At 73.5% G+C, this 22,195-nt stretch carries 23 protein-coding genes; 11 read left to right on the plus strand and 12 right to left on the minus strand.

Going from position 1 to position 22,195, the window contains the following annotated elements:
- Positions 1–17: 17 nt before the first annotated feature.
- On the plus strand, positions 18–929 hold the full coding sequence (locus QSK39_RS24935) for an alpha/beta hydrolase (RefSeq protein ID WP_285480249.1): 912 nt from the start codon (positions 18–20) through the stop codon (positions 927–929).
- Between the two features lie 138 nt (positions 930–1,067).
- Here the strand turns inward: QSK39_RS24935 and QSK39_RS24940 are convergent, their stop codons facing one another.
- Both QSK39_RS24940 and QSK39_RS24945 read right to left on the minus strand, forming a co-directional pair.
- Positions 1,068–2,564, minus strand: coding sequence for an MFS transporter (locus QSK39_RS24940; protein ID WP_285480250.1), 1,497 nt, complete (start codon positions 2,562–2,564; stop codon positions 1,068–1,070).
- Entirely contained in the window at positions 2,561–3,064 is a 504-nt protein-coding gene (locus QSK39_RS24945; RefSeq protein ID WP_285480251.1) for a DUF3291 domain-containing protein, read from the minus strand. The genes QSK39_RS24940 and QSK39_RS24945 overlap by 4 nt, the downstream gene beginning before the upstream one ends.
- A gap of 107 nt (positions 3,065–3,171) precedes the next feature.
- On the opposite strand from QSK39_RS24945, the gene QSK39_RS24950 reads away from it, so the two are divergent.
- From QSK39_RS24950 to QSK39_RS24960, 3 genes are all read left to right on the plus strand, one after another.
- Positions 3,172–3,819, plus strand: a complete 648-nt coding sequence (locus QSK39_RS24950) for a TetR/AcrR family transcriptional regulator (RefSeq protein ID WP_285480252.1) — start codon at positions 3,172–3,174, stop codon at positions 3,817–3,819.
- An 885-nt stretch (positions 3,820–4,704) separates the two neighbouring features.
- Positions 4,705–5,166 carry a hypothetical protein gene (locus QSK39_RS24955; protein ID WP_285480253.1) on the plus strand — a complete coding sequence of 154 codons (462 nt, stop codon included), beginning with the start codon at positions 4,705–4,707 and terminating at the stop codon, positions 5,164–5,166.
- Between the two features lie 70 nt (positions 5,167–5,236).
- A complete protein-coding gene (locus QSK39_RS24960; protein ID WP_285480254.1) occupies positions 5,237–6,160 on the plus strand; it encodes a glycoside hydrolase family 43 protein in 924 nt (307 codons plus the stop codon).
- On the opposite strand, the gene QSK39_RS24965 is transcribed toward QSK39_RS24960, so the two are convergent.
- On the minus strand, positions 6,112–6,966 hold the full coding sequence (locus QSK39_RS24965; RefSeq protein WP_285480255.1) for a class I SAM-dependent methyltransferase: 855 nt from the start codon (positions 6,964–6,966) through the stop codon (positions 6,112–6,114). The two genes, QSK39_RS24960 and QSK39_RS24965, sit on opposite strands and share 49 nt — an antisense overlap.
- Before the next feature lie 42 nt (positions 6,967–7,008).
- On the opposite strand from QSK39_RS24965, the gene QSK39_RS24970 reads away from it, so the two are divergent.
- Complete coding sequence (locus tag QSK39_RS24970; protein WP_285480256.1) at positions 7,009–7,557, plus strand: serine O-acetyltransferase; 549 nt, start codon at positions 7,009–7,011, stop codon at positions 7,555–7,557.
- Here QSK39_RS24970 and QSK39_RS24975 read toward each other — a convergent pair.
- Together QSK39_RS24975 and QSK39_RS24980 are read right to left on the minus strand one after the other, a co-directional pair.
- The gene (locus QSK39_RS24975; RefSeq protein ID WP_285480257.1) at positions 7,521–8,354 is read right to left on the minus strand and encodes an FkbM family methyltransferase; all 834 of its coding nucleotides are present in this window, start codon (positions 8,352–8,354) and stop codon (positions 7,521–7,523) included. The two genes, QSK39_RS24970 and QSK39_RS24975, sit on opposite strands and share 37 nt — an antisense overlap.
- Entirely contained in the window at positions 8,351–9,097 is a 747-nt protein-coding gene (locus QSK39_RS24980; protein WP_285480258.1) for an FkbM family methyltransferase, read from the minus strand. Before QSK39_RS24980 ends, QSK39_RS24975 begins: the two co-directional genes overlap by 4 nt.
- A 79-nt stretch (positions 9,098–9,176) precedes the next feature.
- Here QSK39_RS24980 and QSK39_RS24985 point away from each other — a divergent pair, with 79 nt between their 5' ends.
- Positions 9,177–10,391 (plus strand): lipopolysaccharide biosynthesis protein, encoded by a 1,215-nt coding sequence (locus tag QSK39_RS24985; protein ID WP_285480259.1) that lies wholly within the window; start codon positions 9,177–9,179, stop codon positions 10,389–10,391.
- On the opposite strand, the gene QSK39_RS24990 is transcribed toward QSK39_RS24985, so the two are convergent.
- The 5 genes from QSK39_RS24990 to gmd are packed head-to-tail and all read right to left on the minus strand — an operon-like array spanning position 10,374 to position 15,319.
- Positions 10,374–11,636, minus strand: coding sequence for a hypothetical protein (locus tag QSK39_RS24990; protein WP_285480260.1), 1,263 nt, complete (start codon positions 11,634–11,636; stop codon positions 10,374–10,376). The two genes, QSK39_RS24985 and QSK39_RS24990, sit on opposite strands and share 18 nt — an antisense overlap.
- On the minus strand, positions 11,621–12,289 hold the full coding sequence (locus tag QSK39_RS24995) for an acyltransferase (protein ID WP_285480261.1): 669 nt from the start codon (positions 12,287–12,289) through the stop codon (positions 11,621–11,623). The genes QSK39_RS24990 and QSK39_RS24995 overlap by 16 nt, the downstream gene beginning before the upstream one ends.
- Positions 12,274–13,080 (minus strand): glycosyltransferase, encoded by an 807-nt coding sequence (locus QSK39_RS25000; protein WP_285480262.1) that lies wholly within the window; start codon positions 13,078–13,080, stop codon positions 12,274–12,276. The genes QSK39_RS24995 and QSK39_RS25000 overlap by 16 nt, the downstream gene beginning before the upstream one ends.
- Positions 13,068–14,222 (minus strand): glycosyltransferase, encoded by a 1,155-nt coding sequence (locus tag QSK39_RS25005; protein ID WP_285480263.1) that lies wholly within the window; start codon positions 14,220–14,222, stop codon positions 13,068–13,070. Before QSK39_RS25005 ends, QSK39_RS25000 begins: the two co-directional genes overlap by 13 nt.
- Complete coding sequence (gene gmd, locus QSK39_RS25010; protein ID WP_353051078.1) at positions 14,219–15,319, minus strand: GDP-mannose 4,6-dehydratase; 1,101 nt, start codon at positions 15,317–15,319, stop codon at positions 14,219–14,221. The genes QSK39_RS25005 and gmd overlap by 4 nt, the downstream gene beginning before the upstream one ends.
- A 73-nt stretch (positions 15,320–15,392) precedes the next feature.
- Between gmd and QSK39_RS25015 the strand changes: the two genes are divergently transcribed.
- The 4 genes from QSK39_RS25015 to QSK39_RS25030 are packed head-to-tail and all read left to right on the plus strand — an operon-like array spanning position 15,393 to position 18,329.
- On the plus strand, positions 15,393–16,343 hold the full coding sequence (locus QSK39_RS25015) for a GDP-L-fucose synthase family protein (protein ID WP_285480264.1): 951 nt from the start codon (positions 15,393–15,395) through the stop codon (positions 16,341–16,343).
- A complete protein-coding gene (locus QSK39_RS25020; RefSeq protein ID WP_285480265.1) occupies positions 16,343–17,557 on the plus strand; it encodes a glycosyltransferase family 4 protein in 1,215 nt (404 codons plus the stop codon). The genes QSK39_RS25015 and QSK39_RS25020 overlap by 1 nt, the downstream gene beginning before the upstream one ends.
- On the plus strand, positions 17,554–18,069 hold the full coding sequence (locus QSK39_RS25025) for an arsenate reductase/protein-tyrosine-phosphatase family protein (RefSeq protein WP_285480266.1): 516 nt from the start codon (positions 17,554–17,556) through the stop codon (positions 18,067–18,069). Before QSK39_RS25020 ends, QSK39_RS25025 begins: the two co-directional genes overlap by 4 nt.
- Positions 18,066–18,329: a hypothetical protein gene (locus QSK39_RS25030; RefSeq protein ID WP_285480267.1), complete on the plus strand. Its 264-nt coding sequence runs from the start codon at positions 18,066–18,068 to the stop codon at positions 18,327–18,329. Before QSK39_RS25025 ends, QSK39_RS25030 begins: the two co-directional genes overlap by 4 nt.
- On the opposite strand, the gene QSK39_RS25035 is transcribed toward QSK39_RS25030, so the two are convergent.
- Positions 18,316–19,323 carry an LCP family protein gene (locus QSK39_RS25035; protein WP_285480268.1) on the minus strand — a complete coding sequence of 336 codons (1,008 nt, stop codon included), beginning with the start codon at positions 19,321–19,323 and terminating at the stop codon, positions 18,316–18,318. The two genes, QSK39_RS25030 and QSK39_RS25035, sit on opposite strands and share 14 nt — an antisense overlap.
- Positions 19,324–19,411: 88 nt before the next feature.
- Here QSK39_RS25035 and QSK39_RS25040 point away from each other — a divergent pair, with 88 nt between their 5' ends.
- The gene (locus QSK39_RS25040; RefSeq protein WP_285480269.1) at positions 19,412–20,782 is read left to right on the plus strand and encodes a sugar transferase; all 1,371 of its coding nucleotides are present in this window, start codon (positions 19,412–19,414) and stop codon (positions 20,780–20,782) included.
- On the opposite strand, the gene QSK39_RS25045 is transcribed toward QSK39_RS25040, so the two are convergent.
- On the minus strand, positions 20,779–22,191 hold the full coding sequence (locus tag QSK39_RS25045; RefSeq protein ID WP_285480270.1) for a tyrosine-protein kinase domain-containing protein: 1,413 nt from the start codon (positions 22,189–22,191) through the stop codon (positions 20,779–20,781). The two genes, QSK39_RS25040 and QSK39_RS25045, sit on opposite strands and share 4 nt — an antisense overlap.
- Between the last annotated feature and the right edge of the window lie 4 nt (positions 22,192–22,195).

Raw genomic sequence — 22,195 nt, forward strand, 5'->3', positions numbered from 1 at the left:
CGAAAGGTGGTCACCGAGTGCGCCGGCACCTGACGATCCCCCGCGGGCCGATCGAGCTCGCGGCCGACCTGCACCTGCCCGACGACGCCGGCGGCGAGCCGCTGCGCGCGGTGGTGCTGTCCACCCCCGGCAGCAGCGTCAAGGAACAGATCGGCGCGAACTACGCCTCCCGCCTCGCCGCCCGGGGCATCGCCGCGCTCGTGGTCGACCCCGCCCACCAAGGAGCGAGCGGCGGCGAACCCCGCGACCTCGAAGATCCCTACCGCCGCGGCGAGGACATCTCCTACGCCATCGACGCGCTCGGCACGACGCCCGGCATCGACCCGAACCGCATCGGTGTCCTCGGCATCTGCGCCGGTGGTGGCTACGCCGTGCACACCGCCCGCACCGACCACCGCATCAAGGCGGTCGGCACCGTCGTCCCGAGCGACATCGGCACCGCGTTCCGCGGCTTCCAGCCCGGCGGCCCGGCGGCCGCACTGGACGCCATGGCCGCCGCGCGCACCCAGGAGAACCGCACCGGCGAGCTGAACCGTGCCAACTGGCTGCCCGACACCCTCGACGACGCACGAGCCGCCGGCAGCACCGACGTCGACACCACCCAGGCGATCACCTACTACCGCACCGAACGCGGCCACCACGAGAACTCGACCAACCGCCGCCTCTCCCGCGGCGACGCACTGTTGCTGGGCTACGACGCCTTCCACCTCGTCGACGAGCTCATGACCCAGCCCCTGCAGGTCATCCTCGCCGGCCGCATCGGCAGCACCGGCTCGTACGAGGCCGGGATGAAGCTCTGGAAACTGGCCCCGAACCCGGTGGACCTGATGGTGATCGACGGCGCCGGCCACTACGAGATGTACGACGTCCCCGAATACGTCGACGCCGCCGCCGACCGGCTCACCGCCTTCTACACCGATCACCTCTGAGCCGGCTCGGCCGCCCGAGGAACCGGTCGATGCCGATGCCCGCGAGGTAGGCGCACCGCGCGGGCGCGCCAGGAGAGGCATCCGCTGTCGAAAGGCGTGATGACGAAGCCGGCTCAACGACTTCCGCTTGGCTCCGCATCACTCCTTCGTCGCGCTGCGAGGGCTCGCAACTTGATGAGGCACAGCGTGGCCCGGAGGACCTGGGGTAGCTGTGGCGGCGAGAAGCCGGCCGTTGCGCGCGGCGGCAGCCATGGCCCACCGACTTGTGGAAAGGACGCCGAGCACGAGCACCAGGACTCCGCAACCGCCGATGAGTGCCCAGGCGATGTGGCTCGAGTCGATGAAGTCGGCGCCGGTGCCGGTCACGATGGAGCCGGTGACGGCCACGCCGGTGGAAGCGCCGAACTGGCGGGCACTGGCGGCGATCGCCCCGGCCACCCCGACCTGGTCGGGCGGGAGGCCGGAGACCGCGGTGCTCGTGATCGGCGGACTGATCATGCCTGCGCCGAGGCCGAAGACCGCGTAGGCGACCAGCAGGTACACGCTGTCGGTGGACGCGGTCAGCGGGACGAACAGGAGTGCGCCGGCCGCGAGGAGCGTGCCGCCCACGGCGAGAGGAAGCCGAGTGCCTCGCGAAGCCACCAACCGACCGGCGAGGTTGGCGGAGACGGCCTGGCCCAGCGCCAGCGGAACGACCATCAGTCCGGCGTGCAGGGGGCTGAGGCCGCGGATGTCCTGCAGGTAGAGGGTGTTGAGGAACAGGAAGCCGCTGAGACCGGCCGTCATCACGATCGAGATCGTGTTCGCGCCGGAGAACGGTGGGCTGCGGAAGAAACGCAGATCGATCAGCGGCTCGGGTCGCCGGGGTTCGACGACGAGCAGCCCGGCGAGGGCCAGCACGGCGAGGGCGAACAGCCCGAGTGTCCACGGGGCTGCCCAGCCGAGGCGCGGACCCTCGATGGTCCCGGCGACGATCGACGCGAACAGGACGATGATCAGCGCCTGGCCCGGCGGGTCGAACGCGCGGGCCCGGGCGGCCCTGGATTCCGGGATGAACTTCTTGGCGAGCAGGAGGGCGACGATGCCGATCGGCAGGTTGACCCAGAACACGGCCCGCCAGGTGCTGGCGCCGACCAGCAGGCCGCCGAGCACCGGTCCGGTCGCGATGGTGACGCCGATGACCGATGCCCACGCGCCGAGCGCTCGTGCTCGTTCCCGACGGTCGGTGAAGACGGTGACGATGATCGACATGGCGACCGGGTTGAGCATCGAACCACCGACGGCTTGCACGGCGCGGAAGCCGATCAGCCACCCGATGCCGGGCGCGATGGCGCACACGAGGGAGCTGAGGGTGAAGAGCGTCAGCCCGAGCAGGAACACGCGCTTGCGGCCGAAGCGGTCCGCCATCGAGCCGGAGAACAGGAGCAGGCAGGCCATGACGAGGGAGTAGGCGTCGACGGCCCACTGCAGGCTGCTGACCGAGGCGTGCAGGTCCCGGCTGATCGACGGGAGCGCCACGTTGACGATGGAGAGGTCGATCCCGGTCACGCCCACGCTGAGACAGCAGATCACCAGCGTCAGCCGGCGGTTGACCGGACGTGGCGCGGCACTCGCCACCGTGGAGCCGGGGCTCACGTGCGGCCCCACTGCGAGCCGAAGGTGAAGCGTTGTGCGGACGCCCCGTCCAAGGCGAGAGCCTCGAGGTTGGCCACGCCGTCCGACCAACGGGGGACCGAGCCGTCCTCGACGCTCCAGAGGACGTGGCCCGGCCAGGACCCCTTCAGGAACCAGTCGTACCTGAGTTGCAGAGCCTCACGGTGCAGTCCACTGTAGACGAACAGGCGCGCGCTCCCGACGTCCCGCCACAGGCTCAAGGTCGCGATGTGGGCGTGCGGATCGTGACCCGCCAGGTCCGGAAGGCCGAGGGGTAGCACGTAGGACCCCCAGGGCCCGAAGTCTTCTCCGGGTTGATGGACCGCGTCCCCGTCATAGCCTTCCTCGGCTCGGCCGAGGAAGCCGGGGGCGTGGTCGCCGGCACTGTAGATCTCGTCGCCCCGGCCGGCGAGGTCGGCCAGCGCGGCCGGCTCCATGGCGGGGTCGAGCAAGCCGAACGTGTACAGCGCGATGGTGCTCACGTCTCCCATATGTGAATGTATAGCATACATTCACATACTGCACGAGGCCGCGCCGCGTGGCCTGTTTCCCCCCGGACACCATGAGATCCGGCGGTAGCCTCGGGGCCATGACGGCCAAAGACATGACGGTCGGCGCGCGGGCCCCCCAGCAGGCACGTAGCCGCGAGACGCAGACCAAGCTCCTCGCCGCCACCGAGGGCCTGCTCGTCGAGGTCGGCGCGGACGCGATCACCATGGGTGCGGTCGCCGCCCGCGCCGAAGTCTCCGTCGGCACGGTGTACCGCCGCTTCGAGAACAGGGACCTGCTCCTGCGCGCCGTCAAAGACCGCATGCTTGCCCGGCTCGGGGACCGGCTCGACGCTCGGCTCCAAGGCCCGCTGGCCGACCTGGAGTCGGTGATCGATGCCTACACCGTCGCCGTCGTCGACTGGATGGCCGAGAGCGGACGCCTCCTGCCGGAGATCTTCGGGGTCCGCCTGCGGCCCGTCCCGGAGGAGCGCGCCGAAGGCCTGGCCGCCCTGCGGCGGCGACTGGTCGAGGCGGCCGCACCACACCGAGGGACAGTCCGGCTCCGAGATGCGGATGCGGAACTCGCGTTCATCGGTCGCACGATCACCGCCTCGGCGATGCACCGCGCGCTCAGTATCGAGGCGGCTCCGGACGGAATGACCTGGGAGCAGTGGCGCGTCCGGACCGCTCTCATGGCGGTGGCCTACCTGACCACCGACCGATCCTCGGCTCCTCACCCGCCATGACGGTGTTGGCGATGGGCCGGAAGTGCCGTCCGGTTACTCGGCCGTGCGCGCGCCGAAATCCTGGAAGCCCTCCGGTCTCCCACGTCCACCTCCGATCTCGCCTTCGCATTGGGGGTCACCCCAGTGCGGTCTCGCTCCGGGAAGGGACCGGTGCCGACGCGGTGTCCGAGGCCGAACAGGTGCCGATCTCGACCATGTCGACTTAGCGGTAGCTCGTACCCGGCTCGGCCGGCGGACTGTCTTCGACCTCGTGCTCGGCGGGCGCCGCCTACGAGGCCCAGGTTGCCGAGGCGGGATCTCCGGCACCGACGCCGCGAAAAAGTACTCTCCGCGCAAGAAGACCGCCGCCTGACGCTGTCCACGATGGCCAGTAGATCACTGAGGAGACAAACCGCAAATCTGCAGCTCACGACCCCTTCGAGCCCGTGAGGTTGCTGCGTGAACCGCGCCGGGGGCACAGCCAGCCATCGTGTGGCCCAGGCCACTCCCCTCGTCGGCCGGATGGCACCCACGCCTCACCTCCCCGCCGGGCTTCTCCTCTTCACTCGAGCTGTCAACGACCCCCTGTCCGTCCACTTCGGACCTGGTTGCCGAATCGCTTCCGGGCGGGCTTTCGACTCGTCTTGGGGCAAGATCACCGGACCGAGGGGCTGCACATGCAGACGCATCTGCTGTGTACCCACAGTACCTGTGACTGCTGCATCGAGGTGAGGATTCCTGCCGCCGTACCCAAAGACGGCGGTCCATACGAGTGGATTCCTGATACAGACAGGAAATTGCGTGTTGAACCACCTCCTTCCCTTCCCCGCACGGCGATTTCCCCTTGGCTCGCCTGACGAGTAACGATGGCCGGGTCCGTTTCACCGATCTCGAGGAGTGATGACGATGAACCCGCGGAACCGCGCGATCGCCGCGACGATGGTGGCCGTGGCGCTGTGCGTTGCCGGGGCCGAAGGGGCCTCCGCCGCTTCCAGCCCGGCTGTCACCTCGGCTTCGCACACCAAGGCCGCCGTGCAGCAGATCCGGGAGAACCTCGCTCGGGCCGCGCATGCCGGTGATGTGCGGCTCGCGCAGCGTCAGCTTTCGCGGCTGAGTGCCGAGCTCACGTCGATCGAGTCCGTTCGGTCGGCCACCCCGGCGCTCGCCGAAGCGAAGCAGCAGACGGCCGCCGCGCGGGATGCCGTCTCCGCGCTGCCCAGCGGGCTGCCCACGCCGGGGGCGCTCACCGCCGCGCTGCAGGGGCTGCTGGCCAGCCTCTCCGCGCTGGTCAGCGGGCTGCTCGGCGGGACGTCGGTCCCGGGCCTGCCCGCCCTGCCGACGCTGCCCACCCTGCCGACCGTCGGCTGACGACGGTCCGGGTGCCGCGGCCGGAGGATGCCCCGCCGGCCGCGGCACCCCCCTGCCCTGAGGAGAACCCGTGCACCGCCTACGCGTTCCGGCGCTGCTCTGCGCCCTGCTCGCCCTGCTCCCCGGGACGGCCCAGGCCGCCTCCGCGCCGCAGCAGCTGCTCGCCCAGGACTTCCCCGATCCCTCCGTCGTCCCGGCCGCCGGCGGCTACCTCGCCTTCGCGACCACCAGCCCGGCCGGCACCGTGCCGATGGCCGCCGCCAGTACTGCACCCGGCCCGTGGAAAGTCATCCGCAACGCACTCGCGAACCCACCGGCCTGGGCCGTCCCCGACACCCAGATCTGGGCGCCCGACGTCTCGCGCCGCGCGGACGGCACCTGGCTGATGTACTTCTCGGCCACCTCGGCCGAACGCAAGGTGATGTGCGTGGGCGCCGCCGTCGCCGACGACGTCCGCGGCCCCTACCGGCCCACCGGTGACCGGCCGCTCGTCTGCCCGCCCCAGGACGGCAGCGACATCGACCCGCAGGGCTTCACCGATGCCGACGGCACCCGCTACCTGCTCTACAAGAGCCTCCACGGCAACGGCCCGCCCTCGACCCTGTGGCTGCAGCAGGTCGACCCGACCGGGCTCGTGCCCACCGGCGGCCGCAAACCGCTGCTGCGCGTGGATTCCCCGGCCGAGAAAGGGGTCATCGAGGCGCCCTTCCTGGTGAAGACCGGCGGCGGCTACACCCTGCTCTACTCGGCGGGAACCTACACCGACGAGAGCTACCACACCGCGTACGCCACCGCGTCCACGATAACCGGTCCGTACCGCAAAGCCGGCACGCTGCTCACCACGAGCGGGCTCGGCGGCGCGGTCGACGGACCCGGGGGCGCGGCCGTCGCGGACGGTCGCGTCTACTTCCACGGCTGGCTGCCCGGCCGCACGGCCCGCGCGCTCTACTCGCTGCCGATCCGGTTCGAGGGCACGAAACCCGTGCTCGGCTGAGCGTGCGCCCCGGTCGCCACGAGGCCGAACGTCGTCGGCGGCCCGAACCGCTCCCCCAGCCACTGCAGCGGACCCGCCTGCGTCGACCAGTACCGGTCCACCCGGACGCCGGAAAACCTTTCCCGCAAAAGCTTTTCCAACGCCTCTTCGTCGACCCCGAGCCGGACGACGTGGTATTCGACCGTGTCACCGGGGAGGTCGTCGTCGTAGGCACCGCGGAGCCGGCGGGACAACGACGCCAGCCCGCGGGCGCGGTCGGGACGGCCGAGCCGCCACGTCAGGTAGGCGCCGCGGTCGACCAGGCGCGACACCCGGCCGCGCCGCGGGTACCACAGCGGGTCCTGGTAGCTGACGAACGCACCACCCGGCGCGACCTGGCTGACGTACTGGCCCACGGCGGCCAGGTAGTCCGGGATGTGGTGCAGCACCGACAGGCACAGCACGACGTCGAACGTGCCGAGCGACGCCGCCGCCGTGCCGTCGGGATCGTGCCGCACGTGCACGGCCGGGTTGTGCCGGAACCGGTCCGCGAGCCGGGTCGCGCTGTCCTGGCTCAGCTCCGTGATCCAGACCTCGGCGCCGAGCGCCGCGACGTGGTCGGTGAACGTGCCGTGCCCGGCGCCGACTTCCAGCACCCGGCAGTGGCCCCAGCGGGCGAGCACGTCCCGCACCACGTCGCGGCAGGTCCCGACGACCCGCTGGTGCAGGGCGCGGTGCCGCAGGTGCGGCGAGCCCGCGGTGTAGTCGAACCCGGCGTGGTGGACCACACTTTGGTGGCGGGCCACGGGTTCCGGGATGCTGGTCACGGCGCTGCTCCTTATTCTCGGGGGCGATGCGGAGGAGGTCCGGTGGGCGCGTTCCGGGTGGTATGGGCCGCCGATCTGGCCGCGGCCGCGGGCAAGCCGGTGCGGTCGCCGGTGCGGGCGCTGTGGCTGCTGCTGGCCAAGCCCGGGGTGCTCGCCGTCTTCCTGTTGCGGGTGCAGGAAGTCCTTCACGCGCACCGGATCCTGCACCCGGCCGCGCACCTCGTGCGCTCGCTCGCCCACGTGCTGACCGGCGCCGACTTCGTGCCCGGCTGCCGGATCGGCCCCGGGCTGCGGCTCGAGCACCCCGGCGGGGTCGTGTTCGGCGCGGGCGCGGTGCTCGGGCCGGACGGGTTTGTGTGCCAGCGCGTGACGCTCGGGGAACGCCTCGGCGAGCGCGGCGGGCACGCCTACCCCGTGGTCGGCGCCGGTGTCTTCCTCGGCGCCGGCGTGACGGTGCTGGGCGGGGTGCGCATCGGCGACGGCGCGCGCGTCGGGGCCGGCGCCGTGGTGCTCGACGACGTCCCGGCCGGCGCGCTCGCCGTCGGGGTGCCGGCTCATCCGGTTCCCGCGAAGCGGAACAGCGAGTTGTAGGGCAGCAGGCCGGCGCGCTCCCGGCGCCGGTAACCCCACGGCGTCAGCACGGCTTCGACGGCGGCCACCGCCGCCGCACCCGGGGTTTCGACCAGCAGCACCGGGTGGTCCCGGTGCAGCACGTGCTCCGCGCCGCGCAGAACGTCCGGTTCCGCGCCTTCGACGTCGACCTTGACCGCGTCCACCCGGGGCCGCCCGGCCCGGTCCCACTCGGCGTCCACAGTGGTCACCGGGCAGACGACGGACGGGCCGCCACCCACGGCCCGGTGAGCGAACGCATCGTCCACTGTGGACGTGAAGGAGGCTTCGCCGCCGACGTGACCGGCCGCGGCCCGCACGACGCGGACGTTGGCCCGGCCGGCGCGGCGGACGTTGGCGGCCAGCCGGTCCGCGGTCGCGGGCAGGGGTTCGAACGCCCACACCTCCCCCGCCGGCCGATGCGTCGCCACCATCAGCGTGAACCAGCCGATGTTCGCGCCGACGTCGAGGAACAGCCCACCTGGCCGGACGGCGTCGGCGACCGCCTCGACCTCGCCGTGTTCGTAGCCGGCGGCGATCACCGAAGCGCGGGCGAGCGCGCCCGCCGGGTCCAGCTCGACGTCGACCCCGGGCGCGAGGTGCGCACGCACCCGCGGCAACGGGCCCGCCGGCAGCAGCCGGTCGAGCGCCTTGAGCACCGGCACCCGCACCCGGCCGCCGGTGAGCCGCGCGTGGCAGCTCGCGAGCCCGAGCGCGGCCCGGGTCCGGAGCGACCCGGCGCCCGGCCCCACTTCCAGCCGCGGCCGCGGGACCGTCACCCCGGGACCAGGTCTCGCCGGACGAAGATGCCGTCGCACTGGAGCATCCGGCCGGTGCGCGCGTCGCGGAAGCCGGGTTCGAGCGACCAGACGGCGAACCCGCGGTCGTCGAGGTGACGCACGATCTCCTCCATCAGCGGCTGCGCGCCGTACAGCGGCACCAGCGAGAGCTCGGCCTGCACCACGGAGAGCGACGGCAGCGTCTTTTCCGCGCCCGCCAGCACTTCGGCTTCGTAGCCCTGGACGTCCATCTTCAGCAGCACCGGTTCGGTGACCTCGCCGCCGAGCAGGTCGTCCACGGTGGTCATCGGGACTTCCTCGTGGCCGACGCACCGGGAGTCCGGCGCGGCGTCGACGTGCGCGGGCAGCATGTCCAGCACCGAGGAGGAATAGGAGTTCCCGGCCACGTGCACGGTCACCCGGCCGGTCTCGCGGCCGAGTGCGGTCCGGACGGTGTTCCAGGCGGCGTCTTCGGTCGCGGCCGCGTGCAGCTTGCCGAACGGCACGGCCAGCGGCTCGCACGAGAGGATCCGGCCGTCGTACCCGGCGCTGCGCAGCAACCGCGCGTACTGGCCGCTGTTGGCGCCGACGTCCACGACGGACCGCACGCCGAGTGCGTCGCACAACCGCACCAGGCGGCGGGCGAACGGGTCGCGGGACACCTCGAAGCCGAAGCGGTTGACGGTGCGCTTGAGCAGCGCGCGCATCGGCGGCGGCACCAGCCGGGCGAGGTCCTGCGGCATCCTGTTTCCCGTCCTTCGATCCGGCGAATGTCGTTGTCCCGTCTCGAAACCTCCTTCGATTCTGGGCAGAATCGCGGACGTGGCGCAGCGCCGGACGGCCAGGACAACCCTTTCGGGTCACGGCTTCCGGGCCGTGCTCTCGGCCGCGCTGCGCGTCGGCGGCGGGCAGCTGGTGGCCCAGGCCCTGACCGGGATCCAGCTGCTGGTGCTGGCCCGGCACACCGGCACGGCCGCGTTCGGCACGGCGGCCGCCTGGTACGGCGTGGCTTCGGCACTGGTGCCGTTGTGCGACTTCGGCGCGTCGGCCCGGTTGCTGCGCGACGGCGGACGTCTCGGCGGGCCGCCACCGGGAGCCGGGCGGCTGCTCGTCGTGCGCAAGAGCGCGGTGCTGGCGGGGCCCGCCGCGGTCGTGCTGGTGGTTTCCGCCGTGCTCGGCCTGCCGGTCCTGTTGCTCGGACTCGCGGTGGCTTACGGCGTCACGCGGGCGGCCCTGCTGGTCGTGCAGGCGGACTGGCAGCTGCGGGGACGCGCCGGGGTCGCGGCCGGCGTGGCCGCCGGAGAACGGCTGGTCGCGCTGGCAGCCGGCCTGTCCCTGACGGCGGCCGGCGTCCCCGCGGCGGTCGCGCTGCTCGGCGGGCTCCTGGCCGGGACCGCGGCGATGCTCGTCCGGCGGGCGCCGTTCGAGCCGGGCCCGGCGGCCGGCCCGATCCGGTACGGCCTGCGGTTCGCCGGCGCCGGGGTCGCGGGAAACCTGGCCCTGCTCGACACGGTGGTCGTGTCGGCGGTGGCCGGGCCGGTGCAGGCCGGGTACTACGCGCTGGGGGCGCGGCTGCTCGGGCCGCTGCTGGTCCTGGTGACGGCGGCGGGGACCGCGGTGCTGCCGGCACTGGCCACCGGCGCTCCGGCGGCGTCGCGGGTGGTGCGGCTGATCGGAGTGACGTCCGCGGTGGCGTCGGCGGTGGTGTTCCTCGCCGCCGGCCGGCTGGTGCCGCTGGTGGCCGGGCCGGGGTTCGCGGGGGCGGTCCCGGCGGTGCGGTGGTACCTCGCGGCGCTGGTGTGCGTGGTGGCCGCGCAGCTGCTGGTGTTGCTGCGGCAGGCTCGCGGAGACGAGGTGGCGATGAGCGTCCTGCTGCCGGTGGGCGTGGCGACGGGACTGGGCGCGATCGCCGTGGGAGCGCACGCGGGCGGGGCGGCGGGAGCGGCGGCCGGTTATGCGGCGGCTTGTGTCGTGGTGCTCGGGGTGCTGGCCCGGCGCCACTTCGGCCGCCGCTCAAGGTCACCGGGCGGCCACTGACACCTCCACCGGTTCCGCCACCGGCTCCGGCGGTTCCTCCCGCCGTGACACCGACGTCAGCGCCAAGGCCAACGCCAGCGCCAGGTGTCCCCGGGTCGTGTCCCCCAGTGGGGAGAACCACACGTGCCAGAACGCCACCAGCAGCACGTACACCTCCGCCACCCCGCCGCGGCGCAGGGCCCGCGTGAGGCCCCGGGCCAGCAGCACCAGCGCCAGCAGCCAGAACGGCAGCGCCCCGATGCCCGCCGTCGCCCACGCTCCCAGCAGGATCGAGTGCAGGTACAGCTCGGGCGGCTGCACCAGCGTCAGCCGGTCGTAGCCGTAGACCGGGTAGTGGTGGGACTCCAGCCAGTCCAGCGCCGTCGCCTTGACCTCCGGGGGCACCACCGCCCCCGGGCCCCAGCCGAGCACCGGGCTCGCCGCGATGCCGCCGAGCAGGAACACCGCGTCCTTGCGCCCGCCCACCAGCAGCCCGAAATCGCCTTCCTGGAACCGGACCTTCTGCTGCTGCGCCGCCCCCAGCTCACCCTCGTTCGCCAGCGTCACGTACGCCTGCTGCAGCACCAGCGCCCCGATCGCGACGGCGACGGCGAGCGCGACCACCCGGGCGCGGCCCCGGCGGCGGCCACCCAGCGGGGCGAGCACCGCCGCCAGCCCGGCTGCCACCGTCAGCACGGCCAGGCTGCGCGACCCCGTGACCAGGTGCCCGGCCGCCAGCAGGAACAGCAGGACCGGGACGGCGTAGCGGCGGGTGCGGGGCCGGAGCCGTTCCGCGGCCAGCAGCACCAGCAGCGTCACGGCCTGGCCCGCGCCGAACTTCCACGGATCGAGGGCCGCCACCGTCGGCGGCGTGACCAGCAGCCCGGCCAGCTGGCCCCACGCGAACCCGAGCAGCACCCGGCGGCGCAGCGCCGCCGGGTCGGCGTCCGGAGACCGCAACACCAGGCACAGCAAGCCGATCGTGACGACCAGCGTCCCCAGCGACGCGAACGCCCGCAGCACCTCCCCACCCGGTGCGGGCCGCAGCAGCGTGCTCACGGTCAACCCGGCGAGCCACAGCAGGCCCGTCCCCAGCACCGCCGGTCCGCGCCGCGCCTTGAGCAGCGCGAACAGGCACGGCGGGGCCAGCACCAGCGCGGCGAGCTCGGTCAGCGAGAGCCGGCCGCCCAGCGGCAGGTACAACCACAGCCCCAGACCGGCGACCAGCGGCGGCAGGAGCCCCGCGCGGGTCAGCGGCCGATCCACGCGCGCGTCCGGTGGAAGTAGGCGCCGTCGATCTCGCGGATCGCCTTGGCCGGCACCCCGCCGAACAGGGTGTTCGGCTCGTACTCCCGGTTCAGCGCCGTGACGCTGCCCGCCGCCAATACCGCCCGCCGGGTTAGCCGCGTCCCCGCCATCACCACGCAGTTGGTGCTGACGAAGGCGTCTTCGGCGAGGCGGACCGCGACCGTCGTCTGCCGGCCCGTCTCGAGGTCGACGCTGTGCGAGAGCACCGTGCTGCGGACGCCGCCGATCGTCGCGAACGGCGCGAGCACGACCCCGCCCGAGACGTCGACGTAGTGGCGGTTGGTCACTACCGCGTGGTCGCCCAGCCGCAGCGCGCCGTGGTCGCCGTCGCTGACGTCGCGCAGCGTCGGCGCGGTGGAGATCCAGTTGAACTGGCCGATGATGACGTCTTCGCCGACGTCGAGCACGCGCAACCCGCGGAACGTGTTGCCGGAGCCGAGCACGGTCCCGGACCCGATCCGCACCGCCGTCGCGCCGCGGAACAGGCAGATCCCGATCCGGGCCGTCGGTGCGACGTCGTGGCCGAGCAGCCGCAGCACCCGGTTCTTGCCGCGGCCGGGCGGCAGCAGCCACGCGGCCGTGCGGGCCAGGCTCTTCAGCTGGTCGAACACCGGGAAACCACCTTCTGTCGCAGGGATGTGTACCGGGCGCCGAACCGCAGCTTCGCGGTCGCGACGCCCGCGGCGTGCCAGGCCGTGCCGGCCAGCGCGCGGAGGGCGTCGGGCGCGGTGCGGCAGCCCCGCCACCGCACCCGGGCCCCCTCGGTGAAGAACCGGCGGCCGAGCCCGCCGGACTTGCTCGCGTCGTGGTAGCGCAACGCGGCCAGCGGCCGCGGCACGACCACCTGGTCGGCGCCGGCCAGGCGCAGCATCAGGTCGAAGTCCATGACGTAGTGCAGGTCGGGCGCGAAACCGCCGCGGGCGCACAAGAACTCGCGGTCCACGGCCAACGCGCCGGAGAAGGCATAGCAGCCGCGCAGCAGCAGCTGCCCGCGGTCGAGCCGCTCGGCCGGGCTTTCCCGCAGGAGACCGCCTTCGCCGTCGACGAGCTGCCAGCCGCCGACGACCACCTGCGTCCGCGCGGTGACGGCCGCGCGGACCGCGGTCAGGGCGCCGGGCAGCAGCAGGTCGTCCGCGTTGGCCCACAGGACGAAGTCGCCGCAGGCCCGGCGCAACGCGCGGTTGAGCGCATCGGACTGGCCACCGTCGCGCTCGTGGACCACGCGCAGCCGCGAGTCCTCCGCCGCCAGCGCGTCGAGGACCTCGGCCGAGCCGTCGGCGGACCGGGCGTCCTGCACGACCAGCTCGTCGTCGGGACCGAGCTGCCCGAGCACCGAGGCCAGGGCCGGGCGGAGGTGGCGCCCCGCGTCGAGGCAGGGCATCAGCACGCTCAAGCGGACCACCGGGTGAGCACCTCCTTCACCAGCTGCCGGTAGCGGTCGCCGACCCGGCCGTCGTCGAGCTCGCGGCACGCCCACGCCCGCCCGGCCGCGCCGACCGCCCGGCGCCGGCGGTCGTCGCCGAGCAGGTCGCGCAACGCCCTCCCGGCCGCGGCCGGGTCGCGCGGGGTCACCACGGCGGCCCCTTCCGGGGCCAGCTCGTCACCGAGGTAGACCTCGTCGCTGACCAGCACCGCGACCCCGGCCACGAGGGCCTCGGCGACGGCGACGCCGAAGTTCTCGTTGTCGCTCAGCAGCGCGAAGACGTCCGCGGCGGCGAGCAGGTCGCGCCGGCGCACCGGGTCGGCCCAGCCGGTGAACACGACCCGGCCGGCCCCGGGCCGGGCGGCCGCCGTCGTCCGCAGCTCCCGGTCGAGGCGGTCGTCGCCGGCACCCGCCACGACCAGGACGTCCCCGGGGCGCGCCGCCCGGTCGAAGGCGGCGAGCAGCAGCGGCAGGCCCTTCTTCTCGTCGATCCGGCCGAGGAACAGCACGATCCGGCCGTCGGCGGGCAGCCCGCACGCGCGACGCGCGACCGCGCGCGGATCGGGCGCCGCCGTGGGCACCGGCAGCGGCAGCACCGTCCGGCGCGAGCCGGCGCCGAAGTCGACCAGCCGCTCGGCCTCCCGGGCGGTGGTGCAGACGACCGCCGCCGCGCCGGCCAGGGTCTCCCGCCACAGCGGCGCGAGCCGCCGCTTCGCCCAGGCGTGCTTGTGCAGGTCGTAGGGGTCCAGGCTGCCGTGCGGCCACACCAGGTAGGGCACCGCGTACTGCCGGGCGGTCCGGCCGCACAGGTGAGCGGTGAAGTCGAAGACGCCGTGCACGACGACGAGGTCGTGCTGCGGCACCAGCCGGGCCAGGGTGGACTTGAGCCGTGCCGAGCCGTGGAAGCGGCCCGCGAACCGCCCCGGCGGGACGAGCTCGACGTCGAACCACAGCGGCAGGTCCCGCAGGATCCGCCCGCCCTCCTCCGGCCGGTGCACGGTGACGAGGGTGGCGTCGTGCCGCAGCCGGGCTTCGACCCCGCCGAGCGCGGCTACGGCGGCGGCGACCCCGCCGTAGCTGTCCCCGACGCTGGCCACCGCGTGCAGCACGCGCAGCGTCATCGAGTGGCCTCCCGCACACTGTCGTGCGGTGCGCTCCGCGGGCGCGGGGCGTGGACGCCGGTGACTTCAGCGAGATCGGCGTCGACCATCAGCCGCGCCAGCTCGGGCGCGTGCACCCGGGCCCGCCAGCCGAGCTCGCGTTCGGCTTTGCCCGCGTCACCGATCAGCGACCGCACCTCGACCGGCCGCACGTACCGGTCGTCGAAGCGCACGTGCTCGCGCCAGTCGAGCCCGGCGTGCCCGAAGGCGTGGCCGAGGAACTCCCTTACCGTGCAGGGAGTTCCGGTCGCGATGACGTAGTCGTCCGGCGAGTCCTGTTGCAGCATCAGCCACATCGCCTCGGCGTACTCGGGGGCGTACCCCCAGTCCCTGGTGGCGTCGAGGTTCCCCAAGTGCAGCACATCCTGCTTGCCCGCGCTGATCATCGCCGCCGCGCGGGTGATCTTGCGGGTCACGAAGGTCTCGCCACGCCGCGGGCTTTCGTGGTTGAACAGAATCCCGTTCACGGCGTACATGCCATAACCCTCGCGATAGTTGCGGGTCACCCAGTAGGCGTAGGTTTTGGCCGCGGCATAAGGCGACTGCGGCCGCAACGGTGAATTCTCATTCTGCGGCGGCGGCGTTTCGCCGAACATTTCCGAACTGGACGCTTGGTAGAACCGGCACGGAAGATCCACCATTCGGATGGTTTCGAGCAGCCGCGCCGTGCCGAGGCCGGTCGTGTCGCCGGTGAACACCGGCTCGTCGAAGCTCACCCGCACGTGGCTCTGCGCGGCGAGGTGGTAGACCTCGTCCGGAGCAATGCTGGCCACCAGGTTCGCCAGCCGGCAACCGTCCGTGAGATCGCCGTAGTGCAAGGTCAACCGGCCGGGTTCCCGCACCGGGTCCCGGTAGAGGTGGTCGATACGCGTGGTCGTGAATGTGCTCGCGCGGCGGATCATCCCGTGGACTTCGTACCCTTTGGCGAGCAGCAGCTCGGTGAGGTAACTTCCGTCCTGTCCGGTTATCCCGGTGATCAAAGCGGTTTTCATCGCGGTTCTCCCGGAAAGTGCGATCCGTCGGCGTCCGGCTGGGCTCGTCCCATCATTGGCCCGCACGAGGACAGCGGCGAGTCGCGTGCGGACACGTTCACACAAAAGCGTTGTTCTGCCGGAACGAGGAGTGAGGCCGATGCGTCGTGCGCTGACCGGGACCACGCCGATCTACGTGGCGGGGCACACCGGCCTCGTCGGGTCCGCCTGCCTGCGGCTGCTGGCGCGGCGCGGGTTCTCGCGGCTGATCACCGCCGGCTCCGCCGAACTCGATCTCAGAGACCGTGACGCGACAAGGGAATTCCTCCGCCGGCACAACCCGCAGGTGGTGCTCGTCGCCGCCGCGCGGGTCGGCGGGATCGCCGTGAACGCCGCCGAGCCCGCCGAGTTCCTCAGCGACAACCTGCGGATCCAGCTGTCCCTCTTGGACGCCGCGCGCGAGCTCCGCGTGCCCCGGCTGCTGTTCCTCGGCTCGTCGTGCATCTACCCGCGGGCCTGCCCGCAGCCGATCCGGGAGTCCGCCCTGCTGACCGGGCCGCTGGAGCCGACCAACGAGGCCTACGCCGTGGCGAAGATCGCCGGGCTGGTGCACGTGCGTTCGGTGCGCCGCGAAGACGGGCTGCCGTGGATCTCGGCCATGCCCACCAACCTCTACGGCCCGCACGACCGCTTCGACGCCGAACGCGCGCACGTGCTGCCCGCGCTGCTGCGCAAGTTCCACGAAGCGGTCCGCTCCGGTGCGGACACCGTCGAGGTCTGGGGCACCGGCCGGCCGCGCCGGGAGTTCCTCCACGTCGACGACCTCGCCGCGGCGTGCCTGACCCTGCTGCAGCACTACGACGACGACGAACCGGTGAACGTCGGCACCGGCGAGGACATCGCCATCGCGGACCTGGCGAGACTGGTCGCCGCCACCACCGGGTTCACCGGGGAGATCCGCTTCGACCCGTCCCGGCCGGACGGGACCCCGCGCAAGCTGCTCGACGTCAGCCGGATCCGGGCGCTCGGCTGGCGGCCGGAGATCGGGCTCGAAGCCGGCCTGGCCGGCACCTACGACTGGTACCTGCGCCACCAGGAGGTCGCGGTCTGATGCGGATTCTCGTCGTCGGTCTCAACTACGCCCCCGAACACGCCGGGATCGCGCCCTACACCACCGGCACCGCGCGGGCGCTCGCCGCCGCCGGGCACGACGTCCGGGTCGTCGCGGGGTTCCCGTACTACCCGCAGTGGCGCACCGCCGCCGGGTACCGCGGGCTCGTCCGCCACGAGACCGACGGCCCGGTCCGGCTGACCCGGCTGCGGCACTTCGTCCCCCGGGACTCGGCCGGGCTCGGGCGGATCCTGCACGAAGGCTCGTTCGCCGCCCACGCGTGGCTGCGCGCCCGCGGCCTGCGCGACGTCGACGTGGTGCTCGGGATCAGCCCGTCCCTGCTGTCCCTGGTGGCCGCGCGGCAGCTGGCGGCGACGGCGGGAGCCGCGTTCGGCGTCGTCGTCCAGGACCTGTACGCCTCGGCCGCGGCCGAACTGGGCACGCCGGGCGGCTCGCACGTCGGCCGGCTCGAAGGCCGGCTGCTGCGCGCGGCCGACGGGGTCGTCGCGGTGCACGAATGCTTTGCCGAGGCACTGCGGCAGCGCCACGGCGTCGAGCCCGGCCGGATCACGGTGATCCGCAATTGGACGCACACCGGCCCGCCGGCCGACGAGCCGTGGCCGGAGGAGCACCCGTGGCCTGCTGGACGCGGCCCGGTCGTGCTGCACGCCGGGAACATGGGTGCCAAGCAGGGCCTGGAAAACGTCGTCGCGGCCGCCCGGCTCGCCGAAGAACGCGGTGAGGACGTGCGGTTCATGCTCGTCGGGGACGGCTCCCGCCGGGCCGAGCTGTGCCGGCTCGCGACCGGGATCCGGCGGGCGTCCGTGCTGCCGCCGGTCCCCGACCGGCACTTCCCCGGCATGCTCGCCGCCGCCGACGTCCTGGTGGTCAACGAACGCCCGGGCCTGCGCTCGGTCTGCGTGCCGAGCAAGCTCACGTCCTACTTCGCCGCCGGGCGGCCGGTGCTGGCCGCGACCGAGCCGGACAGCCCCGCCGGGATCGAGCTCGCCGCGGCCGGCGCCGGCGTCCGGGTCACTCCGGGCGATCCCGAAGCGCTGCTGGCGGCCGCGCTGCAGCTCGGCCACGACCGCGAACGAGCCGACCGGTTCGGCGAAAGCGGCCGCAGGTACGCGAAGACGGTGCTGGGTGCCGACGAGGCCGCCCGGCGCTACCGCGACTGGGTCACGGCGCTCGGCGAGCGGAGCCCGGGGTGAGCGCCGTGCTGGTCGTCTGCACCGCGAACGTCTTCCGCTCGCCGCTGGCGGCCGGCCTGCTCGCCGCCCGGGTCGGCGGGACGTTCTCCAGCGCCGGGGTCCGCGCGCGCCCGGGTGAGCCCATGGCCGAGGCGGCCCGGTCCGCCTTGGCCGCGCACGGCCTGGCGGACGACGGGTTCCGGTCCCGCCGGCTCACCGCCGAACTGGTGGCCGACGCCGCCGCGGTGGTCACCATGACCTGGGCCGAACTGTCGGAAACCGTGCGGCTTTCCCCGCGCGCGCTGCGGAAGGTCGTGACGCTGGGCGAAGTCGCGCGCGCCGCGTCGGACGGCGGGGCACGCGGCTTCGAAGACCTGGTCGCCGCCGCCGTGTGCGACCGCGGAACCGTGACCGTCCAGGACGTCCCGGATCCGCGGGACGCGCGCCTGTTCGCGGCCACGACGGCCCGGATCACCGAGTTGGTCGACGTCGTGGCCGGGGCGCTCGCCGCCGGCGTGGCGGGTGCGCGGTGAAAGCCCCCGCCGTCGCGTTCGCGATCCTGCTCGCCGCGGGCCTGGTCTGGCTGCTCGCCGCGCCGCTGCACGGCGGGGTCCGGCACGGGCCCGCGATCTGGCTGGGACTCGGCGGGGCGGCCCTGCTGGCCGGCGTCTGCGCGGTCGTGCGGGCCCGGCGTCGCGCGGCCGGGCGGCGGACCGGCGTCATCGCCGTGATCCCCGTGCCGCGCGCGTACGGCGGGTCTCTGACACCCTCCGACGAACTCAGGAAGGGCTGACTGTGGCGGGCAACGGCAGCGGACGGCCCGCCCGCAGCGCCTCGGCCGCCGCCGCCAGCCGCGGCCGGTCCAGGGTCAGGTACGCCTGGCCGTCCGGCGAGCGCCCGGATCCGGCGACCGGTGCGGTGTGGAACGTGACCGCGTCCGGGCGCAGGGTGGCGACGTCGAGGAACAGCTCGCGGAAGCGGTCCGGGGTCAGGCCGGCGTCGGCGGCGACGGTGTCGTGCACGACGCCCAGCACCCGCTCCAGCAGCCCCGGGTCGGTCAGGGCCTTCGTCGCGACGTCACGGCCCAGCGCCGAGAGCAGCAGGTGCTGGCGGCCGATGCGGTCCAGGTCGCCGTGGGGCAGCCCGTACCGCTGCCGCACGAAGGTGAGCGCCCGGTCGCCTTCCAGCACGATCGGCCCGGCGTCGAAGTGGATCCGGGTCTGCGGATCGGTCGAGGCCACCGGGTTGTCCACCGGCACCCCGCCGAGCTCGGTGGTCAGCCGCCGGACCCCGGCGAAGTCGGCGACGACGACGTGGTCGATCCGGATCCCGGTCAAGTCCTCCACCGTGCGGATCACCAGCCCGACGCCGCCCAGCGACAGCGACGCGTTGATCTTCGCGGTGCCGTGCCCGGGGATGGGCACCCAGGAATCGCGCGGCACGGAAAGGACTTCCAGCCGCTTGTGCCCGGCGGCGAAGTGCGCGAGCAGGATGCTGTCGGCCCGCTCCCCCGTCACGCCGCCGCCGACGTCGGGACCTTCGCGCCGGTCGCTTCCCAGCAGCAGGACCGTGACGGGCGGCTTGGCCTCCTCCGGCGCCGGAGCAGCCGCGGCCGGCCGGGACGGCAGGCCGGCGAAGACGTCACCCGGCAGCTGGCCCAGGCCGTTGGTCACCACGCGCTGCAGGTGCCACCCGTACGCCGTGACGCCGATGGTCAGCAGCGCCAGCACGACGAGCGCGATCCGGCCGGCCACGGTGTACCACCGGCGTGGCGCGTTCGGGCTCATGCTCCGACAGTGGTTCCCGGCCGGGGCGCTGTCAACGCGGGCGCAACGATCAGGTGACCCGGCCGCGCATCCGGAAAGTCCACTGTAGATGGCCGAAAAACCTTGGTGGAGAAGGTATCGCACGTTCCTCGCCGCGTCCGACACCCTCGTCGTCGGCTGGGCCGTGACCCTCGTCCCGGTGATCGCGCCCGGCCAGCCGCCGTGGCGCGACGTCACCGTGCCGCTGGGGTTCGCGCTGCTCTGGTCGCTCGCCCTGGTGGTGTCGGGCACCCGGGACGCGAACGTGCTCGGGATCGGGCACGAGGAGTACAAACGGGTACTGTCGGCGTCGGTGACGCTGTTCGGTCTCGCGGCGATCGCGGCATACCTGCTGCGGGATCCGACGGTTCGCAGCTACCTCCTCGCGGCGTTCCCGACGGGCGTCGGCGGGCTGGTGCTGTCCCGCTGGCTGTGGCGGCAATGGCTGCATGCGCGCCGGTGCGCCGGCGACTGGTCGGCGCGGGTGTTCTTGGTCGGGGACACCGCGCGGGTGTCGGGGCTGGCCGACGCGCTGTCGTCGGTCCCCTACACCGGCTACGCCGTGATCGGCAGCTGGCACGGACCGGCGGGCGGCTGCCCGGACGACACGGCGCGCGCGATCGTCCGCGCCGCGCGCCGGCTGGCGGCGGACACCATCGCCGTCACCGGCGGTCCCGACGCCGGCCCGGACCTGCTGCGCCGGCTGGGCTGGCTGCTCGAGCAGACCCCCACCCAGCTCGTCGTGGTGCCGGGCGTGATGGCGGTGGCGGGGCCGCGGGTGCACACGCGGCCGGTGGCCGGGCTGCCGCTGCTGTGCATCGAGGCGCCCCGGTTCACCGGCTCGGCCCGGCTGGTGAAGCGCCTGTTCGACGTCGTGGTCTCGGCGGCGTCCCTGCTCGTGCTGAGCCCGGTGCTGGTGGCGATCGCGGTGGCGGTCAAGGTGGACAGCCGCGGGCCGGTCTTCTACCGGCAGCCACGCTGCGGGCGCCACGGCAAGGTGTTCCGGGTGTGGAAGTTCCGCACGATGCACCCGGACGCCGACCGCCGGCGCGCGGAACTGGTCGCGGCCAACGAAGCGGACGGCCCGCTGTTCAAGATCCGCCACGACCCCCGCGTCACGCGGCTCGGGCGCTCCCTGCGCCGGTGGTCGGCGGACGAGCTGCCCCAGCTGATCAACGTGCTGACCGGCCGGATGAGCCTGGTCGGCCCCCGCCCGCCGCTGCCGGAGGAGCTGCGCCACTACGAACGCGACGTCCGCCGCCGGCTGCTCGTCACCCCGGGGATGACCGGGCTGTGGCAGATCAGCGGCCGCTCCGACCTCGGCTGGGCGGAGGGCATCGAGCTGGACTTGTACTACGTCGAGAACTGGTCGTTCACACTCGACTTGACGGTGCTGTGGAAGACGGCCCGCGCGGTCGCCGGCGGCCGGGGCGCGTACTAGCCGACGGGCTCGGTGCGCCGCGGCAGGTCGCGGCGTTTCTCCGGTAGCCACCGCGTGAACCGGCTCCGCTTCGGCGGGGTCAGGTAGCGGTAGTACCGCCCGGCCGCGCCCGCTGAACCGGCCGGGACGCGGTTCAGCATGATGCCGATCAGCCGCGCGCCGATCGTGCTCAGGGCGCGCGCCGCCCGGTCGACCTGGTCGCGGCGGGTGCGGCCGACCGCCGTCACCAGCAGGGCGCCCGTCGCCCGCTTCGCCAGCAGTGCCGCGTCCGTCACCGGCAGGAGCGGTGGGGAGTCGATCACGACCAGGTCGAAGCGGGTCTCGAGGTCCTTGAGCACCTTGTCCATCGCCGGCGAGCCGAGCAGCTCGCTCGGGTTGGGCGGCAGCTCGCCCGCGGTCAGGACGTGCAGGTCGCCACCCCAGCGCTGCAGGGCTTCGTCGATGCCGATGCGGTCCAGCAGCACCGTCGTCAGCCCGACCGTGTCGACCAGCCCCAGGTAGTGCGCGATCCGGGACTGCCGGAGATCGGCGTCCACGACGACGACCCGCAGTCCGCTGTCGACCAGCGTGAGGGCCAGGTTGACCGCGGTGGTGCTCTTGCCTTCGGCGGGCACGGCCGAGGTCACCACGACCGAGCGCAGCTCCCCGACGGCCGACACGAACTGCAGGTTCGTGCGCAGCTTGCGGAACGCCTCGGCGCGCGCGCTCTGCTGGCTGCGCAGCAAGGTCGGCAGCTGCTCGGCCTGGCGGTCGAACGGGATTTCGCCGAGGACGGCGTCGCCCTTCGGCAGGTCCGCCTCGCCGCGGACGCGGGTGTCCACCGCCTGGCGGACCAGCGCGCCCGCGATCCCGGCGATGATCCCGGCCAGCAGGCCTGCTCCCAGGCTCACCGGCACCGACGGGAACACCGGGTCCGCCGGGACGCTGGCGCGGCGCACGAAGCTCACGGTGACCGGCGAACGCTGCCCGGTGGTGCTCTCGAGCTGCGTCACCACCCGGATCAGCGAGTCGCCGATCGCGTCGGCGGTGGTCGCGGCGCGGGCGGGGTCGGCGTCGCGCACGGCGATGTCGACGAGCACGGTATCCAGCGGCGCGCCGACGGTGACTCGCTCGGCGAGCTCGTCGGCGGTGCCGGGCAGGCGCAGCTGCGCGATCACCGGGTCGAGCACCCGCGGCGTCGTGACGACCTGCGCGTAGGACTTGACCCGCTGCTGGCCGAAACTGCCACCCGAGTACAACTCGGTGCCGTCGTCGCCCTGACGGGTGGAGACGAACAGCTGGCTGTTGGCCGAGTACTGCGGGGTGGTGCAGAGCAGGAACACCACGGCCGCCAGCACCCCGAGCAGGACTCCGGCGACCACGGCGCGCCACCGCGCTCGCAAGGCGCGCAGGTATTCGGCGAGCTCCACGTTT

This window comes from Amycolatopsis sp. NBRC 101858 (assembly GCF_030269325.1).
GTDB classification, from domain to species: Bacteria; Actinomycetota; Actinomycetes; order Mycobacteriales; family Pseudonocardiaceae; genus Amycolatopsis; species Amycolatopsis ponsaeliensis.

Bases quoted from the DNA above. Each gene is read 5' to 3' on its own strand.
- QSK39_RS24950 (WP_285480252.1), top strand. From the start codon at position 3,172: ATGACGGCCAAAGACATGACGGTCGGCGCGCGGGCCCCCCAGCAGGCA.
- QSK39_RS24955 (WP_285480253.1), top strand. From the start codon at position 4,705: ATGAACCCGCGGAACCGCGCGATCGCCGCGACGATGGTGGCCGTGGCG.
- QSK39_RS24980 (WP_285480258.1), bottom strand. From the start codon at position 9,097: ATGCCGCAGGACCTCGCCCGGCTGGTGCCGCCGCCGATGCGCGCGCTG.
- QSK39_RS25005 (WP_285480263.1), bottom strand. From the start codon at position 14,222: ATGACGCTGCGCGTGCTGCACGCGGTGGCCAGCGTCGGGGACAGCTAC.
- QSK39_RS25015 (WP_285480264.1), top strand. From the start codon at position 15,393: ATGCGTCGTGCGCTGACCGGGACCACGCCGATCTACGTGGCGGGGCAC.
- QSK39_RS25020 (WP_285480265.1), top strand. From the start codon at position 16,343: ATGCGGATTCTCGTCGTCGGTCTCAACTACGCCCCCGAACACGCCGGG.
- QSK39_RS25035 (WP_285480268.1), bottom strand. From the start codon at position 19,323: ATGAGCCCGAACGCGCCACGCCGGTGGTACACCGTGGCCGGCCGGATC.
- QSK39_RS25040 (WP_285480269.1), top strand. From the start codon at position 19,412: ATGGCCGAAAAACCTTGGTGGAGAAGGTATCGCACGTTCCTCGCCGCG.